The organism is Paenibacillus sp. FSL H8-0283, assembly GCF_045040675.1.
In the GTDB taxonomy this organism is placed as follows: domain Bacteria; phylum Bacillota; class Bacilli; order Paenibacillales; family Paenibacillaceae; genus Paenibacillus; species Paenibacillus amylolyticus.
Genome location: NZ_CP150295.1, coordinates 5231145 through 5249337 on the forward strand (window position 1 = coordinate 5231145; position 18193 = coordinate 5249337).

Annotated in this window: 5 protein-coding genes; all 5 read right to left on the reverse strand. The window is 40.5% G+C overall.

Going from position 1 to position 18193, the window contains the following annotated elements:
- Nucleotides 1-8 precede the first annotated feature (8 nt).
- The 5 genes from asnB to MHI52_RS23195 all read right to left on the reverse strand — a co-directional run bounded on the left by asnB (nucleotide 9) and on the right by MHI52_RS23195 (nucleotide 18165).
- Nucleotides 9-1898 (reverse strand): asparagine synthase (glutamine-hydrolyzing), encoded by a 1890-nt coding sequence (gene asnB / locus MHI52_RS23175; RefSeq protein ID WP_339283874.1) that lies wholly within the window; start codon nucleotides 1896-1898, stop codon nucleotides 9-11.
- Between the two features lie 86 nt (nucleotides 1899-1984).
- Nucleotides 1985-5458, reverse strand: a complete 3474-nt coding sequence (locus MHI52_RS23180; protein ID WP_339283875.1) for a condensation domain-containing protein — start codon at nucleotides 5456-5458, stop codon at nucleotides 1985-1987.
- 25 nt (nucleotides 5459-5483) lie between these two features.
- Nucleotides 5484-6701, reverse strand: a complete 1218-nt coding sequence (locus MHI52_RS23185; RefSeq protein ID WP_339283877.1) for an ACP S-malonyltransferase — start codon at nucleotides 6699-6701, stop codon at nucleotides 5484-5486.
- On the reverse strand, nucleotides 6694-8814 hold the full coding sequence (locus tag MHI52_RS23190) for an HAD-IIIC family phosphatase (RefSeq protein ID WP_339283879.1): 2121 nt from the start codon (nucleotides 8812-8814) through the stop codon (nucleotides 6694-6696). The genes MHI52_RS23185 and MHI52_RS23190 overlap by 8 nt, the downstream gene beginning before the upstream one ends.
- A gap of 12 nt (nucleotides 8815-8826) precedes the next feature.
- Nucleotides 8827-18165 carry an amino acid adenylation domain-containing protein gene (locus tag MHI52_RS23195; RefSeq protein ID WP_405157707.1) on the reverse strand — a complete coding sequence of 3113 codons (9339 nt, stop codon included), beginning with the start codon at nucleotides 18163-18165 and terminating at the stop codon, nucleotides 8827-8829.
- Nucleotides 18166-18193: the final 28 nt, after the last annotated feature.

The window sequence follows — 18193 nt, forward strand, 5'->3', positions numbered from 1 at the left end:
CATTTCTTTTATAAATCAGGCATATCAAACACATCTAAAAATACACAAAAAGTAATTATAATGATAAGTATGTCACTTTCGTAAGGGAGGTTTAATTTGAAATCATTACGACTATACTGCTCCACCAATTCATGCACAAAATCTGGATTGAAGTAGCCTTGCTTCTTTAATCGCTCTTTAGAGAGGAGGTTAATCAAATACTCGTCTGCCTCTCTAATTAAGTCGGGACTTCCGGGAGCGACAAAAGCGAATTTCGGCCGTTTGATAATCTCGTTAGGAACCATACTTCGTGCTATTTCTTTGAGAATATATTTTTCATTAAACCCTTTAAGCTTTAAGTGGGGTGGCAATTTTCGGGAGACAAATTCCATCAACTTATAATCCAGAAAAGGGTAACGCGCTTCAACCGAATGCGCATATGCCATGCGATCGCCATGACCTGCCAATAGATGTTCCGGTAGTCTCAACTTGAAATCAATGTAGGAACGTTTATGCAGCAAGTGGATATCCGCAATCTTCTCTTTAGAGATTACAGGATACCGGAGACAATCTATGGATTCAATGTCAGGAAGTATTTTCTCCCCATATAGCCTTAACTTCAATTGTCTCAGTTGACTATAGTCCCGTTCATAGAAAAAGCTGCCATCCCCCCATAACCTTTCTCGTATGGCAACCTCCTCTTCAGCGATGGAGTGAGTCCCCTTTTTGGCGTTAAATTGATCAAACCGATAGCCTACATAGCCTGCAAAAAGCTCATCTGCTCCTTCACCGGTTAAGACCGCTTTAATACCTTCACGGTTCACCAGCTTGGACAGCATATAGGACGCTGTATTATAACTCTCCTTAAGTGCTGTTTCCGAATGCCAAACCACACTTTTCAAATGTTCAGTGATATCACGAATATCGAATTCGTGTTGGAAATGTTCCGATTTAATCTCATCGACAACTAACTTCTGATAGATAGACTCATTCATACTTTTATCAGCAAATGTAACGGAGAACGACTTCCTTGGCGATGGTGAAAGTTGAGAAGCTTTCAAAGCAATCATGGAAGAATCCAACCCCCCACTGACATAAAGTCCTACCGGGAAGTCAGCCGTTAGCCGAGTTCCAACAGCCTCGGAAAAAATATGGTCCAGTTCTTCAATGTAATCCTGCTCCTCGCACAATGAATCTTCTATTTCGTGCGACTTGGGATAAACGAGATCCCAATATTGAACCTTCTCCATGCGGTTACCAGTAATATGTAAATAGTGTCCGCTTTCCAAGCTGGAAATTCCATGAAATAATGTTCTGGGAGCTATAATACTGGGAAAAGTCAGTAATTGATCTAAAGCAACCAAGTCTACTTTTCTTTCCACAGATGGATGATGGAGGATGGATTTGATCTCCGATCCAAAAATAAAGTCATCGTTATTCACCGTGTAGAACACAGGGCATATTCCTGCCTGATCCCGAATCAAATACATCTCTTCTCGAACTGAATCATATAATGCAATAGCAAATTGCCCGTTTATATATTGCATAAACTTTATACCATATTTTTCATATAGATGAGGAATGATTTCCATATCACATTTTGTGTGTAAAACGTGCCCCTCAGATTGTAAGGAGCTTTTCAAGCTCTCATAGTTAAAAATTTCACCATTACATATAGCAATAACTGTGCCGTCTTCATTAGAGAACGGTTGCTGACCATGTTCCCAATCCATCAAACTAAGGCGAGTGAATCCAAAAGCAACTCGATTCCCAATATATTTAGAATGATCGTCAGGGCCCCGATGATGAAGAACTTGCGTCATTTGTTCCAACGTACCTGGAACGATGACTTGTTCTTTAAAACGCATGTTATATACTCCACATATTCCGCACATATGACCCTCCACACATTCTTGCATAGTTTCTTCGATGAGACTTCCACATCAATGAGAACGATTCAATCAGAAGTGAATTCTAATCCAATGTAGATGCTTATGACCCATCACTAGGTCAGATCGTCATTAAAATTGATCATGGTCTGTTTACTTTTCTCACTTCCCGTTAGCTCAAGCTCAACAATGCGTTGATCCATATTTCCGCATGTTTGATTTATTAAGAAAATATAATCATCTAACCATGCTTTCACAGTAGCTTCGTGATATAACTCTGTGCTGTAATCAAATACAATCGCCATCTGCTCATCTTGTTCATAGATTTCCATTTTGAAATCAAATTTAGCAGTATCATTGACAAAAGGTTTGCTTATAAAAGATAAATCCTCGATATCTCCAATGCTAGACTTATTGTTTTGCATGATGAACATCGTATCGAATAGCGGGTTTCGATTTAATGGAGTAGAGTAATCAATCTCTTCAACCAAGAGTTCAAAAGGGTAACTCTGATTATTGAGTGCATCATGAACTGTTTTACGAATAGATTGCAAAAACACCCTAAATGTATTCTCTTTATTTATTTTCATTCGAAGTGCTAGCGTGTTAACGAACATTCCAACAATTCTATCCCACTCACTACGGGATCGCCCCGAAGTCGGTGTACCTACAACCAAGTCTTCTTGCCCTGCATACTTGTGTAATAACAATACATATATTGAGAGCAACACAGTATACGAGGTCGTTTGCTCCTCATGGGCAATGTCCTTAATTTTTCTAATTAAAGAGGTGGGTATATCCATTCGTAAATCTTGCCCGGTACCCTTTCTTACATTCGGACGGCTAAAGTCTGTGGGCATATCAAGAAGAGGGACTCCGTCCTTGAATTGTCCTCTCCAAAACTGCTGTTGTTTCCTTAGCGTCTGTTTCCCTTCTTCACCTTTCTGCCAGTTTATATAATCCTCATAGGTATACCTGCTAGATTCAATCGGATGACCATGATATAAATCAACAAAATCCTCCATTAGAATATTCATAGAAACACCGTCTGATACAAGGTGATGTACATCGAAAAAGAGGCAATGATGTGTCGCCGCACATTTTACTATAGCCACCCGAAACAAAAAATCGCTCGTAATATCAAATGGACGTACAAAATTTCTATATAATGACTCCATGGTCGATTGGGGTTCCAAATGTAAGTATTCAATGACCAAATCGTGTTTTTCGATCCTTTGCATAGCCATATCATTAATATAGTGGAACGATGCATGTAGTTGGCTGTGTCGAAGAACCAGTTCTTGAAGAGAGCGCTCCACTCTCTCTACATCCAAGGTCCCATAAATGTCCAGGGAGCCAGGCATATTGTAGCTTGTATTGATCTTTGTTCTTTGAAGGGCGTAGTATATCCCTCTCTGTGCATACGTAAGAGGTATAAATTCTTCTTTTTTATGGGTTCGATGAATATGGTCGAGGGATACCATCTGTTTCTTGTCCCATTGTGATTCTATATAACTTGCGAACTCGTAAAGTGTCGGACTGACTAATAATTGGCTAATTTCAAGATCTATATGAAGTTGTTCTCTTAATTTATTGATGATTTTCAAAGCAAATATAGAGTCTCCACCCAAATCGTAAAAATTTGCGTCTACATTGATTTCGCTGTATCCTAAGACCTCTTTCCAAATTTGGATCACCTTTTGTTGAATGGTATCGGCGTCTCCTGCATTGGAAGAATTATTCAGAAGAGATTGGTTTGTTACATCCAACCAACATCGAATTCTTTCAAATGGGTACACAGGCAATGATATTTTAGGCACCGGTTTCTCATACAGACTTTCAAGCTGAACCTGGTCACCTTGCAAGTAGCTATGCAAGAGCGTACTTACTGAGTCAGATAACGCTAACGGATGAAACAGTAACGGCGCTTCCGCCGCAGGATTAGTATAGTACACATGCTCTATCTCGTTGTTTTGCGGATTTAAGCGGATCGACTCCAATCTCTGGACAAGATCTTCATAATTATGGAACATAATTAATACTCGCTCCGCATACTGTCCCCTGCCCGTATTAATTGTATAACACAGCGCTTTCAAGTCAACATCTGGATTTAAAGACAAAAACAAAGCATAGGCGTTCATCAGTTCAACTAGTGTACTGTAATTGTGAGCAGAAATAGTTAAAAACTCAAACGAGGTTTGACTTGTTTTTTCGATAATTGCACTCTTTTGTTCGTTCTCCACATACTCTTCAAGGACAAGATGACAATTCGTCCCACTCATACCAAAGGCACTGATTCCACAACGCCGGATGCCGGAACCTGCTTCCCATAAAGAGAAATCCCGATTCACGTAGAAGGGAGAATTAATAAAATCAATCAGTTCATTAGGAGAATCAAAGTGTAGAGAAGAAGGAATCGCTCTCCTTTTCAAAGACAACACACTTTTAATGACTCCTGCAATTCCGGCCGTTCCATCCAAATGACCAATATTAGATTTTAAAGATCCTATGGCGCAAAATTGTTTTTGATCTGTGAATCTTCTCATTGCTTTTGTCAAAGCTTCAACTTCAATAGGGTCTCCGATCTTTGTACCTGTCCCATGAGTTTCAATATAAGATAGGGTACTCGGATCGATTCGAGCATCTTTCCACGCTTTAATCAGCACTTCTTCCTGCGCTGTTACATTAGGCGTCGTTATTCCAGCGGATCTGCCATCTTGGTTTATTGCGCTTCCCTTGATAATCGCATAGATATGGTCACCGTCATTTTTAGCTGCAAGTAACGGCTTTAATATAAGGGCAGCTACTCCTTCCCCACTCACGGTTCCATCTGCCCCCTCCGCGAAAGCACGAACCCGGGACGTAGAGGATTCTATACCGATCTGGCTTTGACTTTCTGTCGGTAAAATACTCAGATTCACTCCGCCGCATATAGCGGCCGTACAATCCCCGTTTCTTATCGCTCGAACTGCAGTATGAATTGCAACTAGTGAAGATGAACAAGAGGTATCAATTACCATACTTGGTCCCTTCAAATCCAACACGTAGGAAATTCGGCTGGCGATGATCGCATTCAGGCTACCTGCGACATTTTCTAATTCAGGAGCGATATCCTGCACAAAATCTTGATATAGCCCTCCAGCGTTGCCGCTAAAACCGAGATACACTCCGGTTTCGCTTCCTCTCAACTTCCTTCCTCCATACCCCGCATCTTCTATAGCTCTCCATGCTACCTCGAGAAACAACCTTTGATTGGGGTCCATTGCTTTTGCTTCAGCTGGCGATAGTCCAAAAAAGGGATAATCGAACTTATCAATTTGATTTAGAAACCCAGCTTTTACATACTGGGGATTCTCGATGTTCTTATACTTTAAATAGTCGTCTACATCTTTCTTTCTGTATTCCGGCAACTCACCGATCAGATCTTTGCCTTCACGAAGATTTGCCCAGAATTCATCTAAGGAATCCGCGCCTGGGAAATATCCTTCCATCCCAATAATAGCAATGTCTTTATTATCCATTTTCTGAATGGTCATTTCATTGAATGGGGCGTTAGATGGTTTTATATTAAGGTCAGTCAATTTGATCATCGTGGCTTCCTCCTCTGCTCGATGTTTAACCCTGGCTTTCTATTCTCAAGTTATATTTGCGATAGAGGGCATGGAGGATCGTTGTTTTACTCTCCAAAGGTATCTTCTTATTTTCAAGAATAGTTAAGAACAATAGACCCGCTCGATGGATTCGATCTTCAGCAGTTCCCGGTGCACTTGAAAAGCTGTATTTTATGGCCTCTAACTCTTTGTATGCTCGCACAACTGTCCGATCATATTCAGCTACATCTTTATTGTAATTCCGAGTACCAGCTGCAATAGACAATAGATGATTATAAATCTCTGATTCATCATTCTTTTGATAATTTTCGAAATCATCCACGCTCGATAGTGCATGTACGTTTACACCTTCGATATATTGAAGCATCTTCTGAAAAATATTTTTAGGCGGCATACTCGTTAGGTGTGTAACACCATGCCTAATGGCCGTTTCCATCGATTTTGTCCATAACACAGGTTTGGTCAGTTGCATTTCCAAGTTTTCCACGATACAATCAGCGCCCGTATAAGCTTGACCCGTTACATTAGAGATAATTGTGCATCGTGGAGGGCTCCATTCTACTGTTCTTAAACGCCTTCCAAGAAGTTCTCCTGCCTCGTGCATCAACGGACTGTGAAAAGCACCGGAAACCTGAAGAGGAATTACCTTATAACCTCTCTCTTTCCATTTCGTCTCTGCACTCATAAGATCACTTCTCTTACCTGTCAGCACAATCTGATTATCCGAATTGTACGCCCCAATCCAAATCTGCATATCGTTTAAACGTAAATCAGCGCACTCCTGTTCAATATGCTGCAAGTCTTTTACTTCGTACTCTAAGGCAAACATGGCTCCGTTCCCCGAGTCGGCTACTTCCTCCATGACTTGCGCGCGATAATGTACCACGCGAAGTAAGTCTTCGAACGATGCGGCTCCAGAAGATGCAAGTGCAGAATACTCTCCTAAACTATGGCCCCCCATAATTTCGGGAGCCAATTGATGCATGTTCTGAAGTTGACGGTATGCTGCGACACTTAACACAAAAATAGCAATTTGGGCATTTATTGTTCTCTTTAATTGTTCTGACGTTCCACTAAAACATAGATTAGACACTGAAAAATCCAGGATATCACTTGCTTCATCAAATGTCCTTTTTATAATGGGGTAATGGTCATAAAGGGCTCTCCCCATACCGGTAAACTGTGCTCCTTGACCGGGAAAAAGAATCATTGTTTTATGCATAATACGGGTTCATTCCTCTCAATTCCAATTTGAGGAAATCGATGATATCACCTCGCGTGATGAACTCTTCCCATTTTTCTTCTGGCAAGACAACACCGAATTTTTGATAGATTTCAGATAGGAATGCAAACTTATGCCAAACTTCCTCACTATTCAGATTAAGTCTGTCATTCCAAGAAACGGCGTTTTCTCCCCAAACGTTGTACATGGCATTTTCCACAATTTTTTCAAGTTCAGAAAGTCCCTCTTGTTGAACGTGCTCTACTCTCCTGGATTCCATAGGCAAAAATTTCAACTCAGTTGGTTGACTATGTAGGAGCGGGATATATTGTTCAGCATGAGTTAGTTCCTTCTCATTATTAATGAATATATCCCACTCACCCACAGATTCGATACACTCGCTTTTGCTTTCAGTTTCCTTTGCTGGCTCTTCATTCTCCAAGTATTCGTCGTCCAGACCTTGTCCATATACACAAACGATATGGCTTACTTCATCGGGTATACGTGACACAGGTATCGTAATCACTCGCTCTCCTTCGTGCACTACCTCATGTTCCATCCAATCGTTATCTCGTATAAATTGTTGGATGGCCTTATTTTTATCTCCGTTAATCAATACAAGTTCAATTTTGGTTAGTTGCCGTTCCAAGCAAAACTTTTTCAACAAAGAGAATACTGCAACCTCAACACCTCTTCCAAGGACTCGGCAACTCAGCAAAAAGGTATCAATAATCAATGCTTCTTGCATCATTTTAGTAATGATTAACCCCGTAAGGCCGTATGATCCAAAACGGTCTGTAACTTCAATCGCCCAACAGACATAATTCCGATCTTGCATCAATCCATACATTTCCTTTTCCGACCTTCGGATAATGGTTGAGTTGAATTGATTGGTTCGTTGAGTCAATTGTGCCAGTCTTGGAATCATACTAGAGTCGGCCACATCCATATACAATTGGAGACCCAGTTCATTCATATAATCTTCCGGCGACTTTGTTTCCAATGTTTTCCGCTGTGCATTGGTCAGCTGCATTTGGGTGCGTTTTCGGTCTTCATTTGTAATTAACAACTTGTCTAATGCCCATACATGGGATAAAAATGCAGGGATTTGCATTTTATCTTTTGGCAGTTTTAGAGTCAAAACTTCAGGCAGTTGATTCATAACTTCTAAACACTCATGTGGACTATCATCTATGAAAATGATGCTGTCCATTCCTAGGTTCAACTCTTGGGCAATCTCGCGAATATTTTCTGCCTTGCTCTTCCAGTTAATCCTCCAACTTACGAAATGTTTTTTTTGCAGTAACATATCCTTATGGTTTTCGAACACATTCCACACATCTGATTCGTTATTTTTGCTGGCTATGCACAAGAGCATACCTTCTTCCATTTTGGAAATCATGGTCTGCTGAAGTGATTGGAACGGATTATCTATTCCTACATTTGTCTGGTTTTCACCACATATACCTTCCCATAAGGTATTATCACAGTCCAGCACAATGACTTTGAATTTCTGATTATTCAGAGCGTGCAATTGTCTTATGAGATAAGCCCCCATTACTGCATCAAACGACTGGGAGAATGGCATCTGCGCCAGATTATCCTTGACATAATCGAATGGATTCTCAATGACATACAATTTTTGGCTGCGTTCAAAATCCACAAGGTGAACACCGGAAATGCCACTTAGAGCATTTCTCCATCGTTGGTTCAACTCTGTAATATAGCTAAATAGCGTGTTACTTAAACCTGCTTCGGTGGATATAGGGAAGATGGCTACGATGAGCGCCTCCTTTTGGGAGGCACTCTCAATAGCATTTAATGTTTCTTTAAAGGCATACTCTAACTTTTCACATTTTTGTGGTTCCATCATGTGGTCATCGTCACGAATCCAATCCTCAAATCTATTAAAAACAACGCGATAATCGAATGAGTTCATGAACTGACTTCTAGGGTATAACAAATCAGGTAACATCCGCTGCTTATGGAGCGTAACGTTCAGTTTGAAAGGTAACATTCTTTCTGCCCACCATTCCATATGCGGCACAATAGGGTCCGATTCAAAAGTCGATGTAATCACTAATTTACGAGTGTTCTCTTCTGCAATTGTCAATATAACCCCTCCTCAAACTGTTGTGTTGTTAGAAACCTGGTCACAAACAGCCGATATCATAGCGACGTAGAGTTCGGTAATCTCTTGTATTGTTTGCTCACGTATTCTGGAGCTGCCGATAAATTGAATGGTTAGTCCTTCTTCATTTTCTTGTGCTAACAATGTAATATCGTATTTTTGATACAAGGAACTGGACGATTTCCATGTATATAAAATACTGGCTTCTCCATCTGGATAATGCATCTCAAAGTCATGTTTGTTTGACTTCGGGTCATATCTTTTTTCATAGAGATAGCTCACCAATTCCTCCAAGCTTTCAAATTCAGGCAAGTGAACATCACAATGCACGATAGAATCTTCGGAAACCCCTAAATCAATGGAGATATTCTCCAATTGAGCATACTGATTCAGTGTATATACCCAAATAGCAAACGTAATATCTTGAATATCCACAGCCATGCTTTTAGCCATTTCATTCAAAATACTTACTTTCTCCTCAGCCAAAATCACCCGATACATTGCTCCATCCGATAATCCCATAGCGGCAAGGTCGCTTCCCAAAGTAACTCTGCTTGCCTCATTGGTTCGGGACCCTTCCTTACCCGTAACTGTGTCATCCAGATATTGAGCCATTTCTCGAATGGTTGGATAAGTGAAATAATCCGTAATCGTCAACAATCCCGAGAATGCTTCATTTAGTCTGGCATGCAACTGTATTAGCAGGAGCGAGTTACCACCAACCTCAAAGAAGTTGTCATGTCTGCTTATATGATGATGTTTTAATACAATGTTCCATGCATCAAACAAAACAGCCTCCGTTTGGTTCAACGACTCATTCTCCATTGGACGATCAATCAAACCCGTAAGATCCTCACGCAAGGACAACTCCAACTTATCAATCTTCCCATTAGCCGTTCGAGGGAATTCATTCAGGAATATCACATCTTCGGGTGTCATAAATGGTGGTAATTTCTGAGCAAGTTCTTTCTTTAATTGTGAATCTTCTATTGGTTGGCTCGCATCCATGATGACATAAAGAACAAGACGTTGGCTGTCATCGGTTTTCTTCATTACTGCAGCAGCTTGTGTAACACAGTCCATCTGCATTGCACTGCGTTCAATCTCTTCAAGCTCAACCCGATATCCCCTGATTTTCACCTGATTGTCAGTTCTACCCCAATATTCCAGTGTACCATCTGATAACCATCTCCCCCGGTCACCCGAACGATACAATAATTGATTTGGCAATTCGGTTACATGAACAAAACGGTGACTCGTTTTTACATCGTCATTCAAATAACCTTTGGAAAGGCCCTTTCCTGTTATATACAGTTCTCCAGGTACTCCAATGGGTACTATTCTTTCATGGTTATCCAGAATATAAACTTCCATGTTATCGATAGGTTTTCCAATGCGAATTTGTGTATCTTCTGCCTTGAATTCATGAACTGTCGTACAAACACTGCATTCGGTTGGCCCATATTCATTAAACAACCTCACGTCAGGGAATAATGCAAAATGATTGTTTACGAGATGCGCATGAACTGATTCTCCAGCTACAGTTACCGATTTAAGATAATTGAAATCCGGCTTAGTTTCCAATATAGCGGCATACATACTAGGGACCATCAGAAAATGAGTAATTTTATGTCGCTCTGCAATTTTAGTTAGTGCTGTAACATCCAATCGATCCTTCGACGACATTAATGTCAACGTTGCTCCTGACAATAATGCACAGAAAATATCTTCTACAGAACTATCAAAGGATAAAGAAGGTACTTGAAGCGTATTATCACCTAACCCAAACGAATAATGGTTTATTCTCCATTTCAGCGTATTACAAATGGCTGCATGGCTTACCTTGACTCCCTTTGGATTTCCTGTTGATCCAGAAGTATAGATGACATAGGCTAATGCTTCGGTGTCCGGATAACTTCCAGAAATAGTCTCCGATACATAATCGTATTCGATATCCTGCACGTTAAAGCGCTGTCCCTGAAAATCTGCAAGCATCTTTGTGTTGGTTTGATTATCCGTCATCAACACATCCGTCATGCTATCATCCAGCATGTATTGCAGACGTTGATCGGGATATTCGGGATCTAATGGCAAGTAAGCTGCTCCCGTTTGAAGCACCGCCAGAATCGAGATAATCATTTCTGGGGAACGCTCCATCATCACACCCACAATCGTCCCTGCTTCAGCTCCTTTTAAAGCAAGCGCTCCGGCCACCGTCTGAGTACGCCGATGTAATTCGGAATACGTAAGTTGAATGTCATCGTGAATTAATGCAACAGCCTCTGGCGTACGCTCACACTGCTGTTCAAACCAGTGATAGAGTGTTATGGGTTGGGTTTCCTTCCCGCTAGAACGAATATCCACATTCAAATGTCTCTTCTCATGATCTGCAAGCATATTTAAATGTGCTATAGGCGCATTGGGCTGTCCAATGACATCGAGCATTAAATTGATAAAATGCGTCGAGAGACGTTTAATCGTTTGTTCTTCGAAAAGATCAGTACTGTATTCAAAACAGAACGATATCTGTTCATTCTCTTCCCAAGCAAACAGTGTCAAATCAAATTTTGAACTTTCCATTTCTGAACTTATAGGTACAATCGTTATGGAGTCTTGAATTGCAAGGCCCCCATCATCATAATTTTGCAAAGCAAACATAACATCAAAAATGGGGTTACGCGAAGTATCTCTCTCCACATGGAGACGTTCAACCAATTGTTCAAAAGGAACATCCTGGTACTCTAACATCTGAACAGTATTTTTCTTGACTGCTTCTATCAGTTGTGTAAAGGTCATTTCTCCTGAAAGTGCAAGACGAAGTACTGTCGTATTTACAAACATCCCTATAAGGCCTTCCAATTCCTGTTGCTTTCTTCCAGCTAGAGGTGTCCCTATTAAAATATCTTCTTGTTGAGTGTAGCGGTACAGGGTCGATCCAAAGAGGCTAATCAGTCCCATATATAATGTAATTCCGTTCCGTTTACACAACTGTGAAAACTGGGATGATACGGACGAATCTGCCTCGAATCGAAAAGCTGATCCTTTGAAACTTTTTACCATTGGCCTTGGAAAATCTGTCGGAAAAGCAAGAACAGGCAGTTCTCCAGACAATTGTTCCAACCAATACTTTTCCTGTTGAGCATAGGTTTCCGTTTGTAAAAACGCTTCCTGCCATACGGAATAATCCCGATATTGAATGCTAAGTGGAGGAAGTTCATGTTTTGCATTGTAAAAACTCACAAAGTCACGGATGAAATATTCCATAGAAATGCCATCAAAAATAATATGATGGAAATCAAATTTTATTTCATGGCGCTCCATTCCCAATCGGACCACTCTTGTTCTAAATAATGGCGCAGCAGATAAATCAAACGGTTGTACATATTCAGAGATATCCAACGCCGAGTTACACCATTCCAAAAGTGGTTGAACACGATCTGGATCATGAACAATTTGTACCAAACCATCCTGTTCTGTAAAATGAAAACTGGTTCGTAAGATTTCGTGTCGTTCAATCATTTTTCTCAAGGCAAACTCGAACTTTTCCTTCTCTAAGTTACCTTCAATAACAAAGCTTTCAACGATGTTATAAACGGTTCCATTATTGAATTGTTGAAGAAAATATAATCTCACTTGTGCAGATGTCAACGGGTAATGACCTTGGTTCTCGACAGGTTTAATTGCTGGGATAACTGGTTTTTGGCGGCTCACAACAAGTTCCGATAACATCTCAATCGTTGGATTGGCAAAGAACAATTCCAAACTAATCTCAACTTCGAATTTCTTTTTGATTCTGGAAAGGAGCATGATTGCTTTAAGCGAGTGCCCCCCTAGATCAAAGAAATTATCATTGATGCTTATCTCCGAAACATTTAATAAAGGAGTCCACATCTCAGATAATGCCGTTGTCAACGTATCCATACGTTCTGTATCAGAGATATCTGTGCTTTCCTTCGTTTTAAGATTGGTGGAAATCTGTTTTTTGGCGAGAGCGTTACGATCCACTTTTCCATTTAAAGTGTACGGAATTTCATCCATAATATATATTTGGTCCGGTATCATGTACCGGGGTAAATACAATTGCAACTCTTCTTCGACGTTTTTCAATCCATCGGGAGAGTTCGATTTAGCCGGTACTACACAAGCTATTAATGCATATCCACCAATAGAATCATTCTCAACGAATACTACTGACTCCTTAATATTTGGGTTCTGATTCAAATAATGCTCCACTTCGCCTAGTTCAATACGATATCCTCTTACTTTGACCTGGGTATCTATCCTACCCACATATGCAAGTTTGCCATCCGGCATTAACCTGGCCAAATCTCCTGTTCTATACATCCATTCTCCGTTCTCAAATGGATTTGGAATAAAGCGCTCTCTAGTGAGCTCTTCTTGTCCAATATACCCCATCCCAACTCCCATTCCGGAGATGTACAATTCTCCAATCACGCTTAAAGGACAAGGCTTGAGATACTCATCCAAAACATAAACCCTTGTATTGTCCGCTGGCACACCTATAGATACGAATGGTGAATCATAATCAGGCTCCAACTCATAGATCATGCAACCTACGGTTGTTTCAGTTGGGCCATATTCGTTATATATTTTAATTGTACCCTTACCATATATCGACTCAATATCACGAGCTAACTTGGTTTCCAGAGCTTCTCCCCCGACAATGAAACGTTTAATGCGATTACCCTCAAGTTCCATTTCTTTCATTAGTCGCAGATGGGACGGAGTTAATTTGATAATATCGACCAAGTTATCCTGAATGATCCGTTTGAGAGACTCCTCGGGTGGATCGTTGTATACAACGATGATATTTCCTGTGATCAATGGTGTAAATAAAGAGGTGATCGTCAAATCAAAAGCGATGGAAGAATATAAAGGGAAGGCGATATCCTGTTCTCCGCCTACATACACCTTGGCAGCCCATAAAGAATAATTCAACAATGACCGGTGGCTAATCGTTACGCCTTTGGGTTGTCCAGTAGAACCTGATGTATAAATGATGTACGCCGGTTCGAGAATGCTAATTTCGTGTGTATCATCACACTGGGTTTCCACGAAAGGTTCCAATTCTGAATTTACAACCAAGTTGAATTTGCACTCACCTACTAATTTCTCAACAGGTTTATCGCTAATTAATGCAAAACATTGACTATCTTCCAAAATGTAACTGATTCGCTCTTCAGGATACATTGGATCTATTGGTAAATAGGCTGCTCCCGTTTGAAGCACCGCCAAAATACTTGCAATCAATGAAGAGGATCTTTCCATCATGATGCCGACAATTTTCCCAGCACTAGCGCCCCTCATTACCAATTGATTGGTTAAAGCATCAGCTTGCTGCATCAGCTCCCGGTAATTCCACTTTTCATTTCCTTCTCGTATTGCAATTCGTTCAGGATTTATCCTTGCCTGCTCTCTAATCAGATGATGTATTGGTTTCTCGAATGATAATGAAACTTCGTTACGGTTCAATTCGTAGATTTGCCAATTTTGCTCATCTGTAGAAAGAAGGTTATATGTTTTGATACATTCATCAGGTTTTTGCGCAATACAATCTAAAAGTTCAACAAAATGATAGGCTAATCTTTCTATAGTGCTTTGAGCAAACAACTGCGTGTTATATTCAAAGCAGATTGTCATGCTATTTTGATGTTCTGTTAACTCCAATGAAAGATCCATCTTTGAAATTTTATTTTCGAATGCTACAGGTTTGATCGTCATCTCTTCGACCACGGTATCAAAGTCTTCCTTAAACTGATGCATAATGACCATGGTATTAAATATAGGATTCTGATTGTTCATCCGATCAAATGAAATGTTCTCTACCAGTTGGTGGAATGGATAGCTCTTATGCTCATATACATTCACTACGTTTTCCTTCACCTGGTCTAGCAACTTCGAGAAGGCAATCTCGGGATCAACATTTTGCCGGATAGCTATGGCATTAATCATCGGTCCCATAACCATATCCAGGTTGCTATCATCGCGTATAGATGAAGTTGTTCCTACGATAAATTCCTGATCTCCTGAATATTTGTTCAATAATACATAGTAAGCAGCAAGGATATTCATAAACATCGTGGTCTCATTTTTCTTGGAAAGCTGTTTAAGCATGTGTACGGTCTCGCCTTTGATCTCCTTGAAACATACGGAGCCTGTGAACGTTTGATGTTCGCTACGATCATAATCATAAGGTAAAGACAATTGGGGAAGAGCTCCACCCATGTATTTCATCCAGAAATCCTTCAAATGGACGTACTCGGAGCTATTCGTATGCTCTTTCTCCCAATATGCAAAGTCTTTGTATTGGATCGTTTTTTCTGGAACATCTGTGCCATTATAAAAATCAAATATTTCTTGAACTAAAATCTCGAAGGTTCGTCCATCTGCTATAATATGGTGCATGTCAAACAGTACATAGAACCAATCTTTATCCAACTCGACCACACTTACCTTGAATAGCGGAGCATTCGCCAAATCGAAGGGCTTCACAAATGAATCAATGAAAGATTGAAGCTTATCATAGTTAAGCTGATGCCAGTCTAAACTGAACTTGGTAATATCCAAGATACGTTGAACAGGTTCGTAATCATGCACCTCAAACTTGGTTCGGAGTATTTCATTCTTCTGAATTATTCTTTCCAAGGCCATATCCAACTGCTGACGATCCAAAGCACCTTTTATTTCAATGATCCCTGGCATATTGTATGCCGTGCTGTCAGGATGGGCTGAGTGTAAGGTGAATAGTCTCTCTTGGACCAGCGATAATGGATAGAACGCTGCCACAGGAGCCGGCGATATTGGGGTATTCTGCTCCTTTTCGCTGTCATCAATAAACTTGGCCAAATGATACAGCTCAGGTGTCGCAAACAATTGTTTAATCGATACATTTGTCTGAAATTGTTTATATATTTGACCGCTCAATACAGCTGCACTTAGAGAATGTCCACCCCGCTCAAAGAAGTGATCCTCTCTGCCTACGGTTTCGATATCCAGTACATTCTTCCATATCGTTCCAAGCACTTTCTCGGTATTTGTTATGAGTTCTGAACGCCCACTATCCGAAACTTCTGATTTCACCAACGGATATAATGCCTTTTTATCCAACTTTCCATTGGCATTTGTGGGGAAAGACTCTAACAAGGTAAAGTTTTTAGGTTGCATATATAATGGCAATTTTTCTTTAATTCCCTTTTCAAGCTCCATCAATGCAGAGTCATCTTTCATAACAAGGAACGCAAAAAGTTCCTCATTCTGATGTAATACCACTGCTTCTTTAACCTGGCTATGCTGTTGAATAACCCATTCAATTTCGTTGAGTTCGACTCGATGACCCCGGACTTTGACTTGTGAATCCATCCGATTCATAAATACAATGTTACCGTCAGCGAGCCACATCGCTAAATCACCGGTTTTGTACAATGTTTCACCTGACACAAATGGCGAAGGCATGAAGACCCTGTCAGATTCCGTAGGTTTTCCGATGTAGCCTTTGGCCAATATGTCTCCACTAAAGCAGAGTTCACCTATCACCCCAACAGGCAAGATTTCATTGTTCGACCCAAGAATGTATGCACCTACGTTTTTGATAGGTCTACCTATAGGGATGGCGCCACCCTGTAAGTCCGATGTCTCAACCACGTTATAAGCCGTCACATCAATGCAGCATTCTGTTGGTCCATAACAATTGATAATGGTTGGTGCAGTTTGTCCAAAAACTGCCCGAATCTCATGAACTAAAGATTCCTTTAGGGGCTCTCCCCCAATTAAAAGTAATTCTAAATGGGACCTCTGAAATAAATGAGGGGGGGAAGACATTAATATGCGAATCTGAGTAGGTGTAGCATTCAATGTATGAACCTCGTTATCACCTAAGTATTCCATTAATAATCTACCGTCTCGTTGAGCTTCATCAGATATGACAATGAGGGTATGTCCGTTAAACAAACCATAGAATACATCTTCCAAAAAAACATCAAAAAAGTAAGGTGCAATCAAACCAATATGTTTAGGTTCTTCGTATGAAACGACATATTTACCAAAAGCACTAGTGTGATGCAGTAACATCTGATGTTCGAACAAAATGCCTTTCGGCTCTCCTGTACTTCCAGATGTGTATACAATGCATGCACCTTGCTGAATTGGAATAGAGGGGAATTCTTGATTTTTTTCATAAGCAAACTGTATTACATCCTCTATGACGAGGATCTCAGATTCAAATTTTTCCATTTTGGAAACCATTGTTGCCGAGACAAGTGCCATTCTAGCCTCACTATCTCTATACATGTATTCCATTCTTCCTGCTGGAGATGACGGGTCAATGGGTAAGAAGACGCCACCCGCTTTCAGTATCCCCAACAAACTGGAAATGGTATTAACAGATCGTTCACAGATACAAGCAACTACCTCTCCTGGTCTCAAGCCTTGAGCCAGCAAAGCATAAGCGATATGATCTGAGCGTTCAGACAGCTGTTCGTAAGTTAATGCTTCATATGAATCTTGTACGGCTCTCCGCTGAGAAAACCTAAGAGCATACTCCTCAAACAACTTATGTAGCGGTAATTCTGGTTCCTCCACTATTTTTCTTTCGTTGAACACGTAAGCTATTTGTGTATGTTCTTCCTGCGATAACATTGACAGTTCACTTATTTTGACGTCCGATGAACCTTTAAGTGAATTACTAAGTAGTTGTTCATAATGACCCAACATCACTCGCACTTGCTCTTCACTAAAATCGGCTTGATAAGCTGCGCTTATTTCCAATTCGTCCAACGCGCTACTCATCCAAAGAACGATCGGATACTGTCGTGAGAGACTATCCATGATGTGGCTTCCATGAAGAGGCTTATAGCCGATAATTACATTGTACAGTGTGTCCATAGGCTGATTATTTTCTTCAACGAATGGAAGAAATGAAGCATGTGCATACAGAGTATCCAGTTTACTCTTGGTCTCAATCAACATTTCTTTTAAACTAGCCTCGGGCTTCAAGTCTTGAAAGTAAGGTAATGTCAGGCTCACTTGAGGGATTCTGTAATTAGATTTCATATTAGGAATACCAACAGCGATACGTCTGCTTCTTGTATACTGGCCGAACATCGTATTCCATATGGTGAGAAGATAAGTAAATATTAATGAATCATTATGCTTGCATCTTTGTTTCAAAAGATCGGCTGTCTGTTGATCCACCGTTCTTCGAACCATCCCTTGTCCTTCTGACAAGGTGTACGGGTGTACTCGCATGGTTATATCTGTAGCTGGATATGATTCGTTCCCCAGCACGTTTTCCCAAAACTGTTTTGCTTCATCCATGTTCTTTTCAGTAGGCACCATAATCCCT

Coding starts and splice junctions, on each gene's coding strand:
- MHI52_RS23185 (WP_339283877.1), bottom strand. CDS start 6,701: ATGCATAAAACAATGATTCTTTTTCCCGGTCAAGGAGCACAGTTTACC.
- MHI52_RS23180 (WP_339283875.1), bottom strand. CDS start 5,458: ATGATCAAATTGACTGACCTTAATATAAAACCATCTAACGCCCCATTC.
- MHI52_RS23195 (WP_405157707.1), bottom strand. CDS start 18,165: ATGGATGAAGCAAAACAGTTTTGGGAAAACGTGCTGGGGAACGAATCA.
- asnB (WP_339283874.1), bottom strand. CDS start 1,898: ATGCAAGAATGTGTGGAGGGTCATATGTGCGGAATATGTGGAGTATAT.